The 19361-nt window shown below is 57.8% G+C and carries 18 protein-coding genes and 1 pseudogene; 11 read left to right on the top strand and 8 right to left on the bottom strand.

Features of this window, described 5'->3' with window-relative positions; translation table 11 throughout:
- Nucleotides 1–53: 53 nt before the first annotated feature.
- The gene (locus ACP3TE_RS02880; protein WP_332503593.1) at nt 54–500 is read right to left on the bottom strand and encodes a MarR family winged helix-turn-helix transcriptional regulator; all 447 of its coding nucleotides are present in this window, start codon (nt 498–500) and stop codon (nt 54–56) included.
- 114 nt (nt 501–614) lie between these two features.
- On the opposite strand from ACP3TE_RS02880, the gene ACP3TE_RS02875 reads away from it, so the two are divergent.
- Both ACP3TE_RS02875 and ACP3TE_RS02870 read left to right on the top strand, forming a co-directional pair.
- Nucleotides 615–1796 (top strand): MFS transporter, encoded by a 1182-nt coding sequence (locus tag ACP3TE_RS02875; RefSeq protein ID WP_426735197.1) that lies wholly within the window; start codon nt 615–617, stop codon nt 1794–1796.
- Nucleotides 1797–1840: 44 nt separating this feature from the next.
- On the top strand, nt 1841–2671 hold the full coding sequence (locus tag ACP3TE_RS02870; RefSeq protein ID WP_426735196.1) for an aldo/keto reductase: 831 nt from the start codon (nt 1841–1843) through the stop codon (nt 2669–2671).
- Between the two features lie 440 nt (nt 2672–3111).
- Here the strand turns inward: ACP3TE_RS02870 and ACP3TE_RS02865 are convergent, their stop codons facing one another.
- Both ACP3TE_RS02865 and ACP3TE_RS02860 read right to left on the bottom strand, forming a co-directional pair.
- The gene (locus ACP3TE_RS02865; RefSeq protein WP_402696430.1) at nt 3112–3477 is read right to left on the bottom strand and encodes a hypothetical protein; all 366 of its coding nucleotides are present in this window, start codon (nt 3475–3477) and stop codon (nt 3112–3114) included.
- Between the two features lie 787 nt (nt 3478–4264).
- Nucleotides 4265–4561, bottom strand: coding sequence for a hypothetical protein (locus ACP3TE_RS02860; RefSeq protein ID WP_426735194.1), 297 nt, complete (start codon nt 4559–4561; stop codon nt 4265–4267).
- 723 nt (nt 4562–5284) lie between these two features.
- Here ACP3TE_RS02860 and ACP3TE_RS02855 point away from each other — a divergent pair.
- Together ACP3TE_RS02855 and ACP3TE_RS02850 are read left to right on the top strand one after the other, a co-directional pair.
- Nucleotides 5285–5644, top strand: coding sequence for a hypothetical protein (locus ACP3TE_RS02855; protein ID WP_426735192.1), 360 nt, complete (start codon nt 5285–5287; stop codon nt 5642–5644).
- Nucleotides 5645–5971: 327 nt separating this feature from the next.
- Nucleotides 5972–7117 (top strand): annotated as a pseudogene (locus tag ACP3TE_RS02850) (IS3 family transposase).
- 137 nt (nt 7118–7254) lie between these two features.
- Here the strand turns inward: ACP3TE_RS02850 and ACP3TE_RS02845 are convergent.
- Entirely contained in the window at nt 7255–7842 is a 588-nt protein-coding gene (locus ACP3TE_RS02845; RefSeq protein WP_426735191.1) for a hypothetical protein, read from the bottom strand.
- A gap of 332 nt (nt 7843–8174) precedes the next feature.
- Between ACP3TE_RS02845 and ACP3TE_RS02840 the strand changes: the two genes are divergently transcribed.
- The 3 genes from ACP3TE_RS02840 (at nt 8175) to ACP3TE_RS02830 (ending at nt 10102) form a co-directional block, all read left to right on the top strand.
- Nucleotides 8175–8396, top strand: a complete 222-nt coding sequence (locus tag ACP3TE_RS02840; protein ID WP_426736186.1) for a DUF6176 family protein — start codon at nt 8175–8177, stop codon at nt 8394–8396.
- Nucleotides 8397–8581: 185 nt separating this feature from the next.
- Nucleotides 8582–8818 (top strand): hypothetical protein, encoded by a 237-nt coding sequence (locus tag ACP3TE_RS02835; RefSeq protein WP_426735189.1) that lies wholly within the window; start codon nt 8582–8584, stop codon nt 8816–8818.
- Nucleotides 8819–8932: 114 nt separating this feature from the next.
- Nucleotides 8933–10102 carry an IS30 family transposase gene (locus ACP3TE_RS02830; RefSeq protein WP_426735187.1) on the top strand — a complete coding sequence of 390 codons (1170 nt, stop codon included), beginning with the start codon at nt 8933–8935 and terminating at the stop codon, nt 10100–10102.
- Nucleotides 10103–10124: 22 nt separating this feature from the next.
- Here the strand turns inward: ACP3TE_RS02830 and ACP3TE_RS02825 are convergent, their stop codons facing one another.
- The 4 genes from ACP3TE_RS02825 to ACP3TE_RS02810 all read right to left on the bottom strand — a co-directional run bounded on the left by ACP3TE_RS02825 (nt 10125) and on the right by ACP3TE_RS02810 (nt 14331).
- On the bottom strand, nt 10125–11075 hold the full coding sequence (locus ACP3TE_RS02825; protein ID WP_426735185.1) for a ketopantoate reductase family protein: 951 nt from the start codon (nt 11073–11075) through the stop codon (nt 10125–10127).
- Nucleotides 11076–11186: 111 nt separating this feature from the next.
- Entirely contained in the window at nt 11187–11663 is a 477-nt protein-coding gene (locus tag ACP3TE_RS02820) for a GNAT family N-acetyltransferase (RefSeq protein WP_426735183.1), read from the bottom strand.
- Between the two features lie 182 nt (nt 11664–11845).
- Entirely contained in the window at nt 11846–13087 is a 1242-nt protein-coding gene (locus ACP3TE_RS02815) for an MFS transporter (RefSeq protein WP_426736185.1), read from the bottom strand.
- 338 nt (nt 13088–13425) lie between these two features.
- Nucleotides 13426–14331, bottom strand: a complete 906-nt coding sequence (locus tag ACP3TE_RS02810; RefSeq protein WP_426735182.1) for a LysR family transcriptional regulator — start codon at nt 14329–14331, stop codon at nt 13426–13428.
- Between the two features lie 135 nt (nt 14332–14466).
- On the opposite strand from ACP3TE_RS02810, the gene tdh reads away from it, so the two are divergent.
- The 4 genes from tdh (at nt 14467) to ACP3TE_RS02790 (ending at nt 19330) form a co-directional block, all read left to right on the top strand.
- On the top strand, nt 14467–15519 hold the full coding sequence (gene tdh, locus ACP3TE_RS02805; protein ID WP_426735180.1) for an L-threonine 3-dehydrogenase: 1053 nt from the start codon (nt 14467–14469) through the stop codon (nt 15517–15519).
- A 31-nt stretch (nt 15520–15550) separates the two neighbouring features.
- Nucleotides 15551–16750 (top strand): glycine C-acetyltransferase, encoded by a 1200-nt coding sequence (locus ACP3TE_RS02800; protein ID WP_426735179.1) that lies wholly within the window; start codon nt 15551–15553, stop codon nt 16748–16750.
- A gap of 70 nt (nt 16751–16820) precedes the next feature.
- On the top strand, nt 16821–17837 hold the full coding sequence (locus ACP3TE_RS02795; RefSeq protein ID WP_426735177.1) for a LacI family DNA-binding transcriptional regulator: 1017 nt from the start codon (nt 16821–16823) through the stop codon (nt 17835–17837).
- 134 nt (nt 17838–17971) lie between these two features.
- Nucleotides 17972–19330, top strand: coding sequence for an ABC transporter substrate-binding protein (locus ACP3TE_RS02790; protein WP_426735175.1), 1359 nt, complete (start codon nt 17972–17974; stop codon nt 19328–19330).
- Nucleotides 19331–19361: the final 31 nt, after the last annotated feature.

The following is a 19361-nucleotide window of genomic DNA, read 5'->3' as shown; positions in this document are numbered from 1 at the left end:
CGGAAAATTTCGGATGCAGCAAGGACGGTCCCTTCCAAGGATTCAGCAATTGGCTACGCGGCAGAGAATTCGTGGAGAATGCGGGCCAGCGGCGCCAGCTCGGGCTGCTCTTCTGCCTGCTTCAACACGCGTTCCAGCGTGGCATCGTGAATGGGCTTGGCCTTCTGGTATAGCTCGTGGCCAGTGGCAGTGAGCTCGGTGTAAATGCCGCGGCGGTCATCGGCGCACAGCACCCGCGAGAGCAGATTGCGGTCTTCGAGCCTGGTAACCAGTCGCGTCGTTGCGCTGGGGCTCAGGGCCGTGGCGCGGGCCAGCTGCGCCATGCGCATATGCCAGCCATCCTGACGATTCAGGGCATCCAGAAGTGTGTACTCGACCACAGAGAGCCCCACTTGCGCCGTCAGGTCCTTTTCAAGTGCAGTATCGATTAATCCGTGCAACGACGCCAAAGTGCGCCACCCTCTTGCCCGAATTTCGACAGCATCATCTGCGATTCCCATCGGTTCCTCCAAAAGTACTTGCTTGCGCTGGTTAGTTGCGTGTGCAACGATAGTGTTCATCGCGCAATAACAAGCGTGTGCAACTAATTTATCTAGTCTATCAGGAGTAACGCTATGCCGCTCGGTCTTATTGCGTTGGCCATCGGTGCCTTCGGCATCGGGCTTACCGAATTTGTCATCATGGGCTTGTTGCCGGATGTGGCGGTCGACTTCGGCGTCAGCGAGGCCGCAGCTGGCTGGCTCATTTCCGGATACGCATTGAGCGTGGTGGTCGGCGCCCTCGGCCTGACCGCAGCCACCGTCCGCTGGCCGCGCAAGCCGGTGCTCGTCGGTTTGCTGGTGCTTTTCATCATCGGCAACTCGCTTACCGCGATGGCAGCAACGTACGAAGTGGCCATGATCGGCCGCGTCATTGCTGCCCTGTGCCACGGTGCCTTCTTCGGCATCGGCGCGGTCGTGGCAGCCGACCTGGTCCCGGCCAACAAGAAGGCTGGCGCCATTGCCATCATGTTCACCGGGCTGACCGCGGCCAACGTACTGGGTGTTCCCTTCGGTACCCTGCTAGGGCAGCATTCCGGCTGGCGCTCGACTTTCTGGGCCATCTCCGGCATTGGCGTTATCGCCCTGATCGGCATCCTCGTGCTGGTGCCAGTCATCAAGCACGCAGCCGAAGGCATCTCCCTGCGCAAAGAACTCGGGGCCTTCACCTCGCTGCAGGTCTGGCTGTCCCTAGGTGTCACGGTCCTTGGCTACGGTGGCATGTTCGGCGCCTTCACCTACATCGCCTACACCCTGACCGAGGTCACCGGATTCAACGAGACCAGCGTTCCGTGGTTGCTGATGCTCTTCGGCGCCGGCCTGTTCGCAGGCAACTGGATCGGTGGCCGCATGGCTGATAAGAGCATCGACCGCACTCTGCTCATCTTCATCTCGGCACTGCTGGTGGTCCTTGTCCTCTTCGGATTCTTCGCGAGCAACCAGATCGCCACCGTTATCGCTTTGCTGCTGATGGGCGGCTTCGGCTTCGGAACCGTTCCCGGTCTGCAAAGCCGCATCATGCAGTACGCCGGCAATGCGCCGACCCTGGCATCTGGCGCCAATATCGGTGCGTTCAATGTCGGCAACGCGCTGGGCGCATGGGCCGGCGGTCTGGGCATTGCGGCAGGTTTGGGCTACACCTCGCCGATCTGGATCGGCGCACTGATCACCCTCGTCGCACTGATCGTCATTCTTCTGTCCATGGGCTTGGCCAAGAAGTCTTCGGCAGCATCACCCCAGCTGGTTACAGCTGGCTAATCCACAGTTTTGTTCAGTCCCCAACCAATTTCTAGGAGTTAGATATGACTATCCCCATTCCAACCATCACGCTGAACGATGGCGTTGAAATGCCCCAGGTAGGTTTTGGAGTCTTCCAGGTTCCCAATGAAGAGACCACTGCTGCAGTGGGTTCAGCGCTCAAGGCCGGCTACCGCAGTATCGATACCGCCGCGATCTACGGCAATGAGGAAGGCGTGGGCGCAGCACTGGCCCAGTCCGGCCTTGCCCGCGAAGACCTGTTCATCACCTCCAAGATCTGGATTGCGGACATGGGTTACGAGCAGACGCTGGAAGCCTTTGATGCCAGTCTTGAGCGCTTGGGCCTGGACTACCTGGACCTGTACTTGATTCACTGGCCAGCCCCGGAAAAGAATCTCTACATTGAGACGTGGAAGGCGCTGGAGAGGCTGTATGCAGAGAAGAAGATCCGCGCCATCGGGGTTTCCAACTTCCAGCCTGAGCACCTGGAGCAGCTGGTCGCCGAAGGAACCATCGTTCCGGCCGTGAACCAGGTGGAACTCCACCCTGCCTTGCAGAACCGCGAAGTCGTTGCAGCTAACGCGCAGCACGGCATCGTCACCGAAGCATGGAGCCCGCTGGCTCAGGGCGCAATGCTCACCGATGAAACCATCGTGGGCATCGCTCAGGCACATGAGGTGTCCGCGGCACAGGTCATCCTGCGCTGGCATCTGCAGCAGGGCCGGGTGATCATCCCGAAGTCTGTGACTGAATCACGCATCATCGCCAACTTGGACCTGTTCGGCTTCGAATTGACCAGCGGCGAACTGGCAAGCATTGATGCCCTTGATCGCGATGGACGCACCGGCCCAAACCCGGACACCTTCAACGGCTAACTTGATGACAACAACCAAGATGCTGCCTGTGCCCTCATCGGGCCACGGGCAGCATCTATGGCTTGGATAGTCCGAGGATTTGTTCGGATGTGGACTTTCTGCACTGGCGCCGGCTGGCCACAAGCATTATGGAGTGACGGACGACTATGCGTCTGATACAGCTATACGGCGGATCGTACAGTCTCCATTGATCAATGCTCTGCGGAAAAATGTAGGTAGAAATCATGTTTCGCCCGTCGGCCAGCTATACAGTCAAATGGAGACAGATCGGCGACGCGTGCTGTCTCCGGTTCGGCATCCTGCTGGTACGGCAAATTTTTTTCTGCCGCAGTCACGGTTGGAGAACGCAACGGCGCGTACTTGCTTGAGAATCATGCCTATCAGCGCCGTAAGTTCGCCTTTGGAGATTTCGAATGCCGAACTTGCAACTGCAGCGGGCGTTAGTTCGCCACCCCGGAGATAGCCACGGCGAGGACTCCACCCGTTCCCTCACCGAGGATGCCGTTGAATTGCACCGCATCGACCTGTGCCGTAGACAGGATCTCTGAAACCGATACGTTGTTCTCCTCGCCATTGCAGATGACTTCGACAGTATCGTTGCCGCTCCAATTGGACCCAGTCTGGGTAGCGAATCCGAGTCGAAGCGTTCCCTCTCCGAAGCAACTGACGCGGATCCCCGTGATCCGGGCGCCGGAGTCATAGTTGAGAACGATGCCCGAATCAGTATCTCCCGGAGTACCTTGGCCAACGCGCAGGGTGCCCCCACCGAGGGATCCCTTTGCAGACGTGGCTGCCTCCAGGAACATACTTGCCTCGTTTTGTGACTGATTCCAATCGACCTCAGGCATCGACGAGCAAGAGGCCAACCCGATAATAAGGACAGTTGGCATGATGACCGGAGAAAGACGTTTAACCATTTGAAGCCATACTATCAAGGTGACTGAAGAATGAAACTTTGGTGTAACCGGACTGTCAGAGCTACGGCACGGCTGGTGTTTGAACGTGTTTGGTTTTAGGCGCATAATGTAGAAAGTTCGAAGGCCGTGAATCTGGGCGCGCTTTGTCTCAAAGAGGTGACGTACGCTGGGAGAGGTTCGATCCGCTCAGCCTTTACCCTACCTGGCGACGGAGCGCCCGCAAGGGAAGCCTCGTATTCATCCACCACATATGCATCAACTAGAGGCTGGACATTACTGTCGCGTCCATCAGTACAGTCTCGTTTCGGACGGAAACCAATGCTTGTAGCTAGTCTTTAAATCGACGAAATTGGCGTCAAAGATTCCCGATAGTTTGCAAAGAGAAAGATTGTGGAAGTGGGCTATCCTCCACGACTTTGAGCAACCGACGCGGCTAATCCATGCAGGTCCGCGATCGGCGTCATATCCGGTCTTAAATTGAATGCACACAATGTGCTCACCCATGAAGCCGACAATATCGTCAGGTTTGCAGTTAAGGTTGGTTTGTCGCCCGCACATGTGCGGATAGTTCGCATTCGGCAGAGTGCCTTTTAGCGAACGATTTCAAGGTTGGACGGTAGGGGGATCTTCGTCTGGGACACTTGCATCGGGGCAGGGAATACAGAACGGCTAACTGTCAGAACTGCCTTAGGTCTCCATCTATTTCGAATACATAGAAGCCGTTGTTGAAAAACCAGGCGAGAGATGTTGCCGGACTATCCAATTTTCCCTGCCATCCCGGAAGACCGATAAGAGTTGGTTCCATGCCCAAAACTTGAACGCGTGTTATTGCTTCATCGAGGATGATGGAATTTCTCACCTCCGGCATGCTGTCCGTAATCTCCCACACGTGGCGTACGACTATGTACGTCCCTGTGGAGCTATTTATGACGTCGGAGTAATCCACAAGGTCGAAATAGAATCCATCTTTCATGCTGTTCATTCTCCATGAATATGGAGGAATCCGGTGCCGTGCACTGTAGTGGAACTTATCGGACAATTGATCGACGAGCCTTGGCCACGACGCGATGAAGAACGTGAGAATCTCTTCGCTCGCCTTGGACTCAAATCTGGTGTTCGGGTCGAGCCAGGGAGTGATGAATCGCCTCACCAGATCACTAGACTGGATACGGGCCTAGGCAGGCGACCCTTTAGTTCTTGGGACACGTACGACGGTCAGTTCCTGGGAGTAACCGTCCATCTCTACAGCACCCCAGAATCCTGTGACCCAGCTACTCGAAGTGGTTTCAGCGAACTACGGATCCAACTCACTGAGCTCTTCGGAAAGGCAGAGCATCCCTGGGACGACATTGAAACGCCTCCCTGCATTTGGAATTCCAACGGCCGGACGATCACTATGCAACTCTTTGATCGCCGGGACAGCAGCATGATGCTGAGCGTGGCTGATACGGCCCTTGCTGACATTGCACAGTATGAAGCAATATCCCAATAAGCAATCACAGGCATTCGACAAGGGGTGCCTGACTTGGAAATTCCCGGCCCCGCACTCCGGACATAAAGGGAACCCCGTCCGGGCATAGCGTTTGCCGAGATCATCCCAAAGTATGGTGCCTTGGCTTTCGCCGACTGAAAGAATAGAAAAAAGAATTCACGCTCGGCAGCGACCACTGCCACCATTCTTGGACTTGCCGGACTAATGCTGGCGGGATGTTCAATTTTCGATCCGCAAGGTAACCTGACACTGCATGATGTGATGAGTTCCGAGTATGGCGGACCCGATGTTACGACGCAGGCAGAAGACATCACAGTAGCGGCGTGTGCAGCCCCCATCGATTGCCTTGAAGCCTACAGTACCGCCGAGGCAAATTATTTCCGGTTTGAAAGCAGAAAACGTGCTGAAGAGTATGGGGCAACTGTGACAGATGGATTCGTTGTCAATTACATCGTGATGGACTTCGCTGGCAAGGATGCCCCGGTAGAGAAACAGCTTTGGGCAATGCAGGAGTTGGCTGGCACCTGGAACGACTACGAAGGCGACTTCCCGGACCGCCGCTAACGCTCGCTAAGAATGACCCCTCAAGATGTTCGGTTTTACATTTCACATCCGTTGCGTCGTACCATTCGGTGTCTGTCCGGATCGGCATTTCAAACCCCGTCCCGTAACGAGGGCGACAGGAATTTCCCAGTAGCGTACTGGTTCATTCTTATATATTGGTCCCATGCGCGCCATAGAAACAGTTCACGCGGAACCACACGACTCTGTTGATTCACCCTGTTATCGCGTCAATTTTTGGGAACGACCCTGGTTGGGGCCCTGGAAAGTAGTCCAGTGACTATGTGAGTACTCGTGTCCGACAATGGACACAGAAGGAACCACAGAAAAATGGCACGCAGACACACCAGACCAGGTCATCGCTAAAGTCCGTCAAGGACAAAAGATGCTCAACGAAGGCCACCCGATGATCGAGGTCATCAAGGAACTTCAAATCACCGAGGCTACTTGGTACCGCTGGATCAACCACTACGGATCAGAGAAAAACGCTGAAGCCAGCAAACGCACCAAAGAGCTGGAGAAGGAAAACGCGCGCTTGAAGAAGCTGCTCGCTGATCAGATGCTCGCCAACGACATCCTCACCGAGGTAGCTAAGGGAAAATTCTAAGCCCTGAACCACGTCGCCGTGCTGTACGGATGGCAATGGATAAATTCGCCGGCGTCCGAACGCTTTGCATGCCAAGTCTTAGGCCAGAACCGCTCTGCATTGCGTAAGAAGAAATCACCGATGAGCTTTGACGAAGCGCAGCTTCGATCAGATCTGAGGGCTGTTGCGTCTAAGCATCCGGCGTGGGGTTGGCGCAAGGCCCGCTGGTATCTGCTTGCCACCGAACGGTGGGCAGGCACTGTATTGAACAGTAAGCGCATCAGACGGTTGTGGCGCGGGGAAGGCCTGGTCTGTAAACCCAGACGTCGAAAGAAGCGGCGCACCGGCCCTGATGCGGGGGATCAGAAGCGTTTGACCGCCGAGTACCCGATGCACGTGCTCAGCTTTGATTTCCAGTCGGACGTGACCTCTTGTGGCCGTCCTATCCGGTTCTTTAATATCATCGATGAGTACACGCGGACCGCTTTGGCGATCATTCCCCGCCGTGCTTTTAAGGCTGCTGATGTGGTGGCTGTATTAGAGGACATCATTGCTGAAACCGGGATCCAGCCGATGTTCGTGCGGTGTGATAACGGTCCTGAGTTCACGGCTGGCGCGCTGGTGGATTGGTGCATCAGTGTAGGGGTGTCCATTGCGTTTATCGATCCTGGTTCGCCTTGGCAGAACGGTTTTATTGAGTCGTTCAATGCGCAGTTCCGTCGTGAACAACTTTCCGGGGAAATCATGGACACTATGGCGGATGCGAAGTATTTGGCTGATGAATGGAAAGACATTTACAATCATGAGGTCCCCATGGGTCTTTGGATGGGTTGACGCCGTCCCGGTTTTGGGATGAATGGGTTAGAGGGAATCAGTTAGCTATCGCATAGTGGCTGGACTGCTCAAAGGGACCCAACCACAGCAACCCGAAAAAGATGGCATAGCTCGCAGCGACAGCTGCAGTGATGAATTGTCACCGTGAACTACACAGAAAAAAGTTTTACAAGTTTGAGGATGAGCGACGCCTCTAAATATGTCCGTGACGTGCAGCTGCCTCAAGGTACTGTACGAAAGCAGAATCTGATCTATCACCAGGGCGCATGAAAGGGCCTTCCTCAGGATCCTGAGGGCGACGCACAGGGAACCCGATAATGGCAGTGAGTCTCTCATTCAAATCATTGCCTGCAACACCATACACTTTGAAACCAGTAATCAATGATCCCTCTCGTTCGAGAAGTATCGAAACACGCTGGCCCAAGGCATGTTGCGCTGACATTACACGGTACGGGAGCTCTTCAACAGTACCGTCAAAAAGCTCACGCCAATAGAATTCAGCCTCCTCGGCATGTTCTTCAGCATTCTCATCTGTCGCACGTCCTTTCAGCAACTTTTCCAGGATAAGAGGATTGGTCAACGTATAGAGCGAATCGATGAGATCATTCCTGATTTCCTCGTCGTACTCGAATCCATCGGGCTCCATCAAGCCGACTGGAACCCGATAGGCTTCGTATTCCTTTGTCAGCAGATCCTTTACGGACCCCGTCTTCGGGGGAGTTGGTGAGGCGGACTTCCATCGATCAACGAGTTCGTCAATTGTAGGTTCAGGAATCGGCATTGTTATCATTCGAATCTCACATTAACATGTACCGCCAGCTGACCCATAGAGCGCATGGGATGCCGGTGTACGTCCAGAGCAACCTGAGCGTGACCTGAAAATGAACCTACCGGGATCTATTTGAAATTTCTAGACCTGGATGAATATTTCTAGTATTAGCCTTATCCAAGCAAGACGGGCTGCACTCAGCGCATGACCTCAACATACTTAATCATGCGAGGCTTTCCGGCTACTAAGTTCCTTTACTTCGATAGTCGCACGCAATGTATATACTACCGAGTAAGGCAGGTCACAGTAGCGGGTTGGGTATCGCTTTGAGATGAAGCCAGACGATCGATGGAATCGGTTACTTGTATTGGTACAGCGTCCAGGGCGAAGACGGTTCCGGCGTTGAGCAATCAGAGCACTGGATCGATGAAAAGCACATGCAGTACTGGCGCACATGCATCGATGACACCTTTCCTGCGGAAGATCTCAGACCACGTGTCACGATGATTCCGGAACGCGTGGAAGCAGCAATGAAGCCGCTGGCGACGATCGGTGGGATGAGCTAACCAATCTTCCGATCGTTTCTCAAACGGGGAACGTCTAACGAAACGATGTCCGTATGTCGATCCCTCTACGGGGCGAGAACTGTGCTTGTGCAGCATGGACATGAATGGCTGTAGCCTTGTGGGTACGACCGAGGCTTGGGTCGAAAGAAAATCGGTTATCGCCATGAAAAATTGAAGGGGCAACTATGAGTACTGATCAGCAGCCTGAGCCTCCTAGCCTGCCCCATTTGGATAGAGAAAAAGTAGTTGAGCTAGTTTCCTATGCAGAGCGTTACGTCTTGCTGTTGCAGTGGGAGGAGCGCGAGCTCCGTAGGCTGAATCGCGATTCTTCGGATCTGCTGCCGATCATCCAGGGCTGGGAATTCATGTCCATTGCTCTTCGAGAATCCTACGATTTAGAAGAAACCGATTTTCCTCGGTAGATCTCGTAACCCTGTCCCAATTCGGCAGATTTAGATGCTTGGTGACCTCTAAAGTTCGATTTCATGTCCATAAGAGGAACCTTGGGTTCTTGCGGTGATTGCAACACTAAGTGAATGAGTGTTGATATGGCGAAGTATTCAATCCTTTTCCGGCCGGATCTATTGCAGGTCTTTTGGGCAGGGATCCAGGCAGGTGATTTCATCACTGATGCCGTTATTCCGATCAATACCAGTAGGCGTACAGGGCGCACTGTCGTGGCCGCTGCCGGTGGCGTCCGACCTCGCCGTGGCAGGAATTTGAAGGGCCGGTGTCTGACGTTCGCCCAACGTGAAGAGATCGCGATTCTTTACGCTCAGGGCCAGTCCTTGAGAGCGATTGGGGAGGTTATTGGCCGGTCGGCTTCGACGGTCTCGAGGGAGTTGCGACGCAACACGAAACCCGGAACCGCCTACCGGGCAACCTCGGCTCATATGCTCGCCTACGAGCGTGCCAGCAGGCCGAAACCGGCCAAACTCCACACGAACATAGCCCTGCGTACAGTAGTGGAAGAGGACCTTGCCAAGAAGTATTCACCGGAACAAATCGCAGGACGACTGCGCGTCCAGTTCCCCGACCAGAAGGAGATGCGTGTGTCACCGGAGACTATTTACCAATCCCTGTACGGCCAGTCCAGAGGCGCCTTGAATCGGGATCTGGCCGCGTGTTTACGCACCGGGCGGGCCGTGCGGCGCCCCTCTCGCAAGGCCGGGCAGCGTAAGAATCGAATCCCAGAAATGATCAATATTTCCCAGCGCCCACCGGAGGTAGAGGACCGTGCCGTGCCAGGGCACTGGGAAGGGGACCTCATCATCGGCAAGGGTAACCAGACCGCTATCGGGACACTGGTGGAACGCAACACCAACTACACGATGCTCGTTCACCTACCCGATGGCTACAAAGCCGAGCAGATGCGTGAGGCGTTGACCGCGAAGATCAAAACACTCCCGCAAGCGCTGCAGCATTCCTTGACCTGGGACCAAGGCATCGAAATGCAGGACTGGAAAACCGTGAAGATGGATACCGGCATCGACATCGACTTTTGCGACCCGCATTCGCCTTGGCAACGCGGTATCAACGAGAACACAAATGGACTGCTGCGCCAGTATTTCCCCAAAGGCACCGATTTGAGCATCCACAGTGCCCAGGATCTTGACTGGATTGCCGCCGAACTCAACGACAGACCACGCAAACGACTAGAGTTCAAGAAACCGATCGAACTGATCGAACCCCTCCTGTTGCAATGACCGCCAGAATCCGCCGAACCCTCTACGGGACAACGTCGGCGCGGCGGTGTAGGGCTGCTCCATCGAGCAGGGTCATAGCGCGGTAGATGGTGTGGTGGATGGGAACCGGGACTCCGTGATGCTGAGCCAGCCGGACGACGGTGCCGTTTTGCTCCTCGAGTTCCGAGGAACGTCCTGCGGCCAGATCGCGTTGCATGGAGGCGGTGCTATCCGGGCTGAAGGCGTCGAATTGTGCCATCATCCGGGCCACGTCCGATTCTCCCAGGTTTGCCCCGGCATGGCCGGCGAGGGTAGCAACCTCTCGCATGGCATCTTCGACCAGGGCGCGGGTTTGCGGGTTGGTGCGGGTACGGCCAACCGGTTCGCGGCATAGTGCGCCGACTCCGCCGTAGGAGGTGATGAGCATGAATTTTCGCCACATGTCGGTGATGATGTCGGCCGAAACCGTGGTTGCGACTCCTGCTGCGTCCAGGGCGTTGGCCAGTTGCGCGGCCCGGGTTGTGGTTGTTCCGTCGAGTTCGCCCAGGGTGATGGCTGGTTGCCCGCCGACGTGGTGGACGGTGCCGGGTTGCTGGAGGTAGGAAATGATCATGGCGAGCCCGCCCAGGGCGTGGCCCGGACCGACCGCTTCGGTGATGCGTTCGGAGGCCGTGACGCCGTTTTGCAGCGGCAGGACAGCGGTGATCGGCCCGATCAAGGCGTGTGCCCCGCTCATGGCTGCGGAGACTTGTCCGGCTTTGCAGGCCAGGATGACCGCGTCGCACGCGCCGATGGTTTCTGCCGTAGTGCTGACACCGGCCAGAGGGGTGGTGAAGCCGGGGCTCCCGTCCCCGGTGGTGACGGTGATCCCGTGGTCGGTGATGGGTGCGATGTGTCGTTCGGTGGCCAGCAGGTGTACTTCGGATCCGCTTTTGGCCAGTGCGGCGGCGAAGTATGCGCCGACGCCGCCGGCGCCGATGACTCCAATTTTCACGGTGATGCTCCTACTATTCTCAGTTTGGGTGAGGGGGGCCGGTTAATTGGTGCCGGTGGCACTGATCTGGCTGATCCGCGTCAGGTGCCGATGGCTAGCTTGTGCCAGGTTCTAGTCCAGAGTGTATAGGTCGAGTCCTTCGTGGTGAGTTTCCAGTTGGAATCCGCGCCTGGTGAGCAGCCTGGCGGAGGCGGCATTGGCAGGATCGACGCGGGCGATGAGGGTCTTGGTTGCGTAGACCTCGGGAATCGTGGTTAGTGCGCTATCGAGCATAGCTCCTGCAATGCCCCGGCCCCAGTGCTCTGGTGATACCCAGTACCCGACCTCTATGCCGGTTTCCTTGCGTGTGGAAACGACGATGCCTACAGGTTCAGTTGTCTCAGTGGCCAAGAACCAGCGGGAGGCCCCGACTGTGTCGAGCGGGTCTTGCTGAAGTGCCGCCCGAACGCGGGTTTGGATGGTTTGTTGATCCCACGGCTGCCCGTCTCCGATGAAACGAGTCACCCTTTCATCCGACGCCATGTCGGCGAAGAATTCCGTGTCTGCCTCGTGGAATGGACGCAGGTCAATAGATGGCGGGTGCGGCATCGGGAACCTTTCAATAGCCGTGGTCTTGGTCAACCTATCAAAAACATTGAGCAGTCCTAAATCTGTAAGTCGGCAAACTTTCGCTGTATTGCGGTGATGAACTGTTCGAGGAACCCTCTGCGGGACGGAGAACTGTAAGCGATCGCGAACCTCCAACGTGGTCAACGGCCTAACAAGCAGCGTCAAGATGCGGGTGAATGGCTCAAGCCACGGAAGCTCTGCAATGAGAGTAATGCGCAAACGATGAAAAGCAATGAACCTGCTAGGAAAGGAACAGCAAGACCAAAAACAGTTGCAAACATGCCTCCAAGACCGGCGCCGATAGCAAGTCCAGCAAGGCCAAATAGCTTTAATACCGAGTTAACCCTGCCGCGCAGAGCATCCGGAACCAGTCGTTGTCGAACTGAACTCACCGAGACGTTGAAAAGCACTGCGTGCAGAATGTAGAGAGCCAATGCCAGGCCGGCTACAAATGGGCTATCAGTCAAGAATGTCGCCAACAAGCTTACAGAGCCTAGGACTAGGCTTCCTGTCGTGAGGGCAGCGTAACCGATCTTGCGCCTCAAAGGCGCTACGATCATTGAACCGAGCAGACCACCAACGGCTGAGGCTGCAAGGAGGACCCCATATTCAGCAGAATTCAATCCCAAGGTTTCCGTAGCGAAAAGTACGAGGATTGAAAACGGCATCATGTAGGCGATACTGGCCAGCCCACTGACTACAGCCAAAGTACGAAGCAGTCGATGTCTTGCCAGCCAACTTGCTCCAACTACTACCTCGCGGCGCAGAGAAGTCGCCGGACCCCGGGACCTGGCGGCCTGGAAGTTTCCTTTCATCGCCAGGAAAAACAGGCCGGCGGCTGCGTATGCGCTCCCCATGACAGCTATGGGAAGCGCCATGGCTGTTGCGAACAGCAATCCACCCAAAGGAGGCCCTACGAATTCGTCTGCGATCAGCTGAGTAGCAGAAATCTGGCTGTTGGCCTTGTCCAGGTCCTTGCTTCCCACTAGAGAAGGAAGGATGGATAGTGCTGAGTTATCTGCTGCGGTTTCCAACAGACCGATCAGGGTATAAACGACGTAGAGAGCCATAACCGATCCGGACCCGCTAGCGATCAGCAAGGCCAAAGCGGCCAGCAGAAGACTTCTGATCAGATTGGCAACCCATAGTAGAGTTCTGCGATCCAGGCGGTCAACGAATACTCCGATAGGAAGAACGGCAACAAGTCTGGCAGCGGAATACACCGCTGTCAGGCCCGCAACGGCCATGGGATCGTTGGTTAGTGTCGTTGCGAGGAGGGGTATTGCCACAAAGCTAATGCCGTCACCGAAGTTCGAGGCCGCGTTGCCAGCCCACAACTTTCGGTAATTTCTCCCCATCGACATGGGACTGAGCCTACTGTGACTTCCGTTATCCCAACAAATGTTTACAACTTACAGGCTAATAATTGCACCTAGTGGAGTGCGAACCGCATAGCCTGAGGGGAGCCCGCTAGGGGACATCCCGCGAGAATGAGCTTCCCAGCGACGCCGAATTTCTAAATCGCAGTTAATGTGGGTCCGGCGAGTCGGTAGGGTGGCCGTCGGTACGGAGCCGGAGACCGTCAGCCGCACGGTCTAGAACAAAATTGATGCAAGGCATGCTGAGCGAGGGCTTAGCTGTTCAAGGTGCAGCAGTTGGAGAGCGCGTGTTGCTCGATCAAGGGAGCTTGGTAGCCGCGTATTCGGAACGGTTGAAACCGCTTGTTGCCCGAGGTGCTGAATCAGTTGATGACCAAGCGTTTCACGGTGCTCCTGATCGCCTCGATGACATCATTGATAGTAATTCGATGCAGGTGCTCGGCTCTCAATAAAAGGTCGATTTGTCTCCCTGATTTCAATCCCTTGATTGGTCGTAAAGTCACCGTTTCATCCAAAGTCTTTCGTGCTGTGAAACGTGGGAGGATTCCCAGGCAACCACTGGCTTCAACCAAGGCGCCGGCGGTGGCGTAATCGTTGACCCGGTGCTCGATCCGCGGGGCTTTACCGGCCAGCGCGGCGATGGTTTCCAGAACGTCAGCCGGTGAGAATCCTGAGCGGGAAACGACCCAGGGCTCGTCAATCACCTGCTCGGGGGAGAGCTCTCCGAATTTGGCCAGTGGATGATCTCGGTGGATCGCCACGTCCAGCGGTTCGAAAGCCAGAGGTATAACGCTGATCCGGTCTTCGGGCCAGGGGGCCGTGTGCGGCATCCGGTGTGCCAACACCAAATCGTACGTCGAGGTCAGCGCCGGAAAATCCTGCTGCGAGACATCTTCGTCGGAAAAGCGCAGCGGGGGCAGTTGGCCTTCCGGGTAGGTTAGCAACGGGGCGAAAATGGTCTGCCCAATGGAATGGAATCCCGCGATGCGAATGGGGGTGTCCCGCTCTTGCTCCTGGGTGCGGATCCTCGCTGACACCTCGGCCAGGGTCGAAGCGACTGACGCTGCGGCGGAGGCCAGCAGTTTTCCCTCTGTTGTCAGGACCAGCCTGCGTCCGTCCTTCTGGGTCAGGGGCGCAGGGAAGTTGCGCTGCAGCTGCGCTAAATGCTGCGAGACCGCTGAGGGTGAGACAAAAAGGGCCCTCGCCACGGCGTTGACGCTGCCCAAATCCGCGAGTTCACGCAGAATCCTCAACTGATGTAATTCCATGAAGTAAATACTAAATCGTTGGATCAGTAAATAAGTGATCTTCTAAGGTGTTGTCCCGTGCTGTCGGGTGCGACACTTGAATCGACCCCATGTCTGTGTTGCGCGCACCCAGGTGCCCAATCCAAAGGAACCCGCATGAAAGCACTGTACAAGTCCGGCCCGCACGCAGGGCTGGAACTCGTTGATCGCCCAGAACCAGAGACCGGTGCCCACGAGGTCAAGATCCGTGTCATGACCGCCGGAATCTGCGGCACCGATCTGCACATCGAAGCCTACGACGATGCAGCCAAAACCATGATCAACACGCCGCTGGTTCCGGGCCACGAGTTCTACGGCGAGGTCGTGGAAATCGGCGACTTCGTGCACGGGGTCAAGATCGGCGACCGCGTCTCGGGTGAAGGCCACGTAGTGTGCGGCCTGTGCCGCAACTGCCGCGCGGGCCGCAAGCAGATGTGCATCAACGTCGATTCGGTAGGCGTGCAGCGCGACGGCGCATTCGCCGAATACGTGGTGATCCCCGAAAGCAACGTCTACATCCACCGCGATGAGCGCATCACCCCGCTGCTCGGCGCCATCTTCGACCCATTCGGCAATGCCGTGCACACCGCACTGCAGTTCCCGATGGTGGGCGAGGACGTGCTGATCACCGGCGCCGGACCCATCGGCCTGATGGCCGCGGCAGTGGCCCGCCATGTAGGTGCCCGCAACATCGCCATCACCGATGTCTCCGAGCAGCGCCTGGAATTGGCCCAGTCCATGGGCATCGACCTGGCCGTGAATGTCGCGACCACCCGCATCAAGGAAGCGCAGCAGAAGCTGGGCATGGTCGAAGGCTTCGACTACGGCATGGAAATGTCCGGGCACAAGACCGCCCTGCCGGAAATGATCGAGAACATGAACCATGGCGGCAAGATCGCCATGCTCGGCCTGCCCAGCACCTCGATCGACATCAACTGGGGCAAGGTTGTCACCCACATGCTGACCCTGCGCGGCATCTACGGCCGCGAAATGTTCGAGACCTGGTACGCCATGAGCGCCATGCTCACCTCCTCGGAGGTGATGCGCGAGCGCATCGCCTCGGTGGTTACCGACTTCCTGCCGGCCACCGAATGGCAGCAGGGCTTCGAAGCTGCTCGCAGCGGGCACGGCGGCAAGGTCGTGCTCGACTGGACCGTTTTCTCAGGCTAAGAATTTCCCGCATCAACAAGGAGCATTTGCAATGTACACGGATCTCAAAGACCAGCTTGCCGCCGAATTGGACGAGCTGAAGTCCTCCGGCCTGTTCAAGGCAGAACGCCACATCGACTCGGCCCAGTCCGCCTCCATCATGGCCGGCTCGCTGGGAGACGATGCACGGAAGGTGCTGAATTTCTGCGCCAACAACTACCTGGGCTTGGCCGATAACCAGCAGATCATCGACGCGGCCAAGACCGCCATGGATGAGCGCGGCTTCGGCATGGCCTCGGTCCGCTTCATCTGCGGCACCCAGGACCTGCACCTGGCACTGGAAGCCAAGCTCTCTAAATTCCTGGGCACCGAGGACACCATCTTGTTCTCCAGCTGCTTCGATGCCAACGGCGGCGTGTTCGAATCGCTGTTCGGCAAGGAAGACGCCATCATCTCCGATGCGCTGAACCACGCCTCGATCATCGATGGCATCCGCTTGTCCAAGGCCGCGCGCTTCCGCTACGCCAACCAGGACATGGCCGACCTGGAAACCCAGCTGCAAGCCGCCGCGCAGCTCAACGGCGGGGCGGGCGCCCGCCGCACCATCATCGTCACCGATGGCGTCTTCTCCATGGACGGCTACCTGGCTCCCTTGGAGGCCATCTGCGATCTGGCTGACAAGTACAACGCGCTGGTCATGGTCGATGACTCCCACGCCGTGGGCTTCATGGGCGCCACCGGGGCCGGCACCCCGGAGCATGCAGGAGTCTCGGACCGCGTGGACATCTACACCGGCACCTTCGGCAAGGCATTGGGCGGCGCCTCGGGCGGCTACGTGTCCGGCCGCGGCGAGATTGTCGCGATCCTGCGCCAGAAGGCCCGCCCGTACCTGTTCTCCAACTCGCTGGCTCCATCGATCGTGGCTGCCACGTTGAAGGCGCTGGACCTGGTGGTGGACTCCGGGGACCTGCGCGAGAAGCTCTTCGAGAACGCTGCGCACTTCCGCCGCCGCATGACCGAAGAGGGCTTCGAATTGCTCGACGGCGAGCACGCCATCATTCCGGTGATGTTCGGCGACGCGGTCAAGGCCGCAGAGGTCGCAGGCAAGATGCTGGAGCAAGGCGTCTTCGTGACGGCCTTCAGCTTCCCGGTAGTGCCCAAGGGGGCCGCGCGCATCCGCGTCCAGCTTTCTGCCGCGCATTCGGCTGAGGATATCGAGGCCTGCGTGCAGGCATTCGTCGCCAGCCGCTGACCCAGGGGGATTGCCCGCCGCCGTGTTTCAATAGGGATGACGAGTTGGAATAACCAAAGGCGGTGGGCCCATGGCTACCAGGAACGACGTGGCGCGCTTGGCCGGCGTATCTCCTAGTACCGTGTCCTACGTGATCAGCGGCCGGCGCACCATTTCCGAGGCGACCAAGGCCAGGGTCCTGGCGGCCATGCGGGAGTTGAACTACACCCCGGATGCCTTTGCCCAGGGCCTGGCCGGATCGCGCCGGGGCATCCTTGCCCTGCACTTTCCCACCAGCTTGGACGGCTATTCTTCCACCGAGTTCGAGTACGTCACCGCCGCCATGGAGCGTGCCCGCGCGCTGGGCTACCACATGCTGTTGTGGTCCAATCCGATGACCGATGCCATGGGATTGGAAAGCCTGGTCGGGCAGAAGCTGGTGGCCGGGGTGCTCTTGATGGAAGTGTCCATCAATGACCCGCGCTTTGATGTCCTGCGGCGCGCGGGCATTGCCTTTGCCTCCATTGGCCGTCCCGATGACAGCGCGGACCTGTCCTATGTCGATAATGATTTTGCCCAGGCCGGGCGCATCGCGGTGGACTATTTGGCGAGCCTCGGCCACCAATCCATCATGTACATCAACGTATCGGTGGAAGACCAGGAAGCCGGCAACGGCCCGGCCATACGCACGGCCCGGGCCATCTGCGATGCCGTGCGCGATCGGGGCATGGCGATGCAGGAAGTGCCGGTGGAAAATAACGCCCGCGGCGGCCGCGCGGCGCTGGCGGCCTACCTGGAACTGCGCCCGCGACCCACTGCGGTGCTGGCGCTCAAGGAGTTCTCCACCGCGGGATTTGTCAACGCCGCTGGCATGGCTGCGTTGCGGATTCCCGATGACCTCTCGGTGATCGCACTGGGGGTCGGCGACCGCTCGGCCGAGATGGTTGCCCCGGCGCTGACCACGGTAGCTCCGCCGGGGGAGGCCATTTCCCATGCCGCGGTGGACGCCCTGGTGCAGCAGATCGAGGGACGTTCCCAACCGGCGGTGCAGCAACTGGTCGCGCCGCTGATGGTGGTCCGGGACAGCTCGGGTCCGGCACCGCATTGATCTGCCCGCGCCAATTTCTCCAGGGTGTTCTCCCATAACTGTTGACGCGCGTCGATGACCTGCGTCACTATTGAGGGGATCACTCGTGCCAGGCCGCCTCATCCGGCAGGGCATTACCCAACGTGGAGGGCATCATGACTAAAGCAAAACGCGGGCTGAAGTTCGCGCCGGTTATCTCGGTGGCAGCAATCGGCCTGCTCCTGGCCGGTTGCTCGGGCGGAGCAGACCCCAATGACCCCAACGCCTCCGGCGGCGGCGAAGCCCAAGTGGGCCAAGCCGACGGCGTCGTCGACATCTACGGCCCGGTCACCGGCATTGAAGCGGAACTGCTGGAAGAATCCTGGGCCAAGTGGTCCGAGGAGAACGGCATCAAGATCCGCTACACCGGCGACAAGAACTTCGAATCCCAAATCGGAATCAAGGTCCAAGGCGGCGACACCCCGGACCTGGCCGTCTTCCCGCAACCGGGCTTGCTGCAGGCCACCGTGGCCCAGGGCAAGGTGCAGCAACTTCCCGAGGCAGTGCAGTCCCAGCTGCAGAGCAACTGGTCCGAAGACTGGCAGAACTACGGCAAGGTCGATGGGGTGCAGTACGGGGTGCCGCTGATGGCCAGCGTGAAAGGCTACATCTGGTACTCGCCCAAGCAGTTCGAGCAGTGGGGCTTGAGCGTCCCGGAAACCTGGGATGAAATGACCACCCTTGGCACCGAAATCTCGAAGCAGACCAATGAACCGGCCTGGTGTGCCGGATTCGCTTCGGGCGAGGCATCGGGATGGCCGGGCACCGACTGGATTGAAGACGCGGTCCTGCGCCAGTCCGGAACCGAAGCCTACGACAAGTGGGTTTCGGGAGATCTGGAATTCACTTCGCCAGAAATCACCAGCGCCTTCGAATCCGTTGGAAAGATCCTGCTGGACCCAGAGCAAGTCAACGCCGGATATGGCGACGTGAAGTCGATCAACGCCACCGCCTTCGGCGATGTTGGCACGGCCGTGGCCAAGGGAACCTGCCCGCTGACCCACCAGGCATCCTTCCTGGAAGGATACGTCCTGGATTCCAAGAACGCCGATGGCGAGAAAGCTACCGTGGCGCCTGACGGGGATGTCTGGGCTTTCGTTGCCCCGCCAGCCAAAGCCGATGACCCCGTATCTGTTGTAGGCGGCGGTGAATTCGTTGCCGCCTTCTCCAATGATGAGGATACCGCCAAGGTCCAGGAATACCTGGCCAGCGCGGATTGGGCGAATAGCCGCGTTGGACTCGGCGGCGTGATCTCGGCGAACTCCGGGCTTGATCCGAAGAACGCCAGCAGCGATCTGCTGCGCTCCGCTGTTGAATTGCTGCAGGATCCGAACACCACCTTCCGCTTCGACGGGTCTGATCTGATGCCCAAGAGCGTCGGCTCCGACTCCTTCTGGAAGGGCCTGGTGGACTGGGTCGATGGCAAGCCGACCAAGGAAGTGCTTGAAAATATCCAGTCCGGCTATGACTCCTAGTCGCCATCTGGTCCATCGCCAACGGCCGGGA

Origin of the sequence: Glutamicibacter sp. 2E12 (assembly GCF_050030965.1) — a bacterium.
GTDB lineage: Bacteria > Actinomycetota > Actinomycetes > Actinomycetales > Micrococcaceae > Glutamicibacter.
Note: the sequence above shows the minus strand (reverse complement) of the source record. Positions and strands in the feature narration are given on the sequence as shown.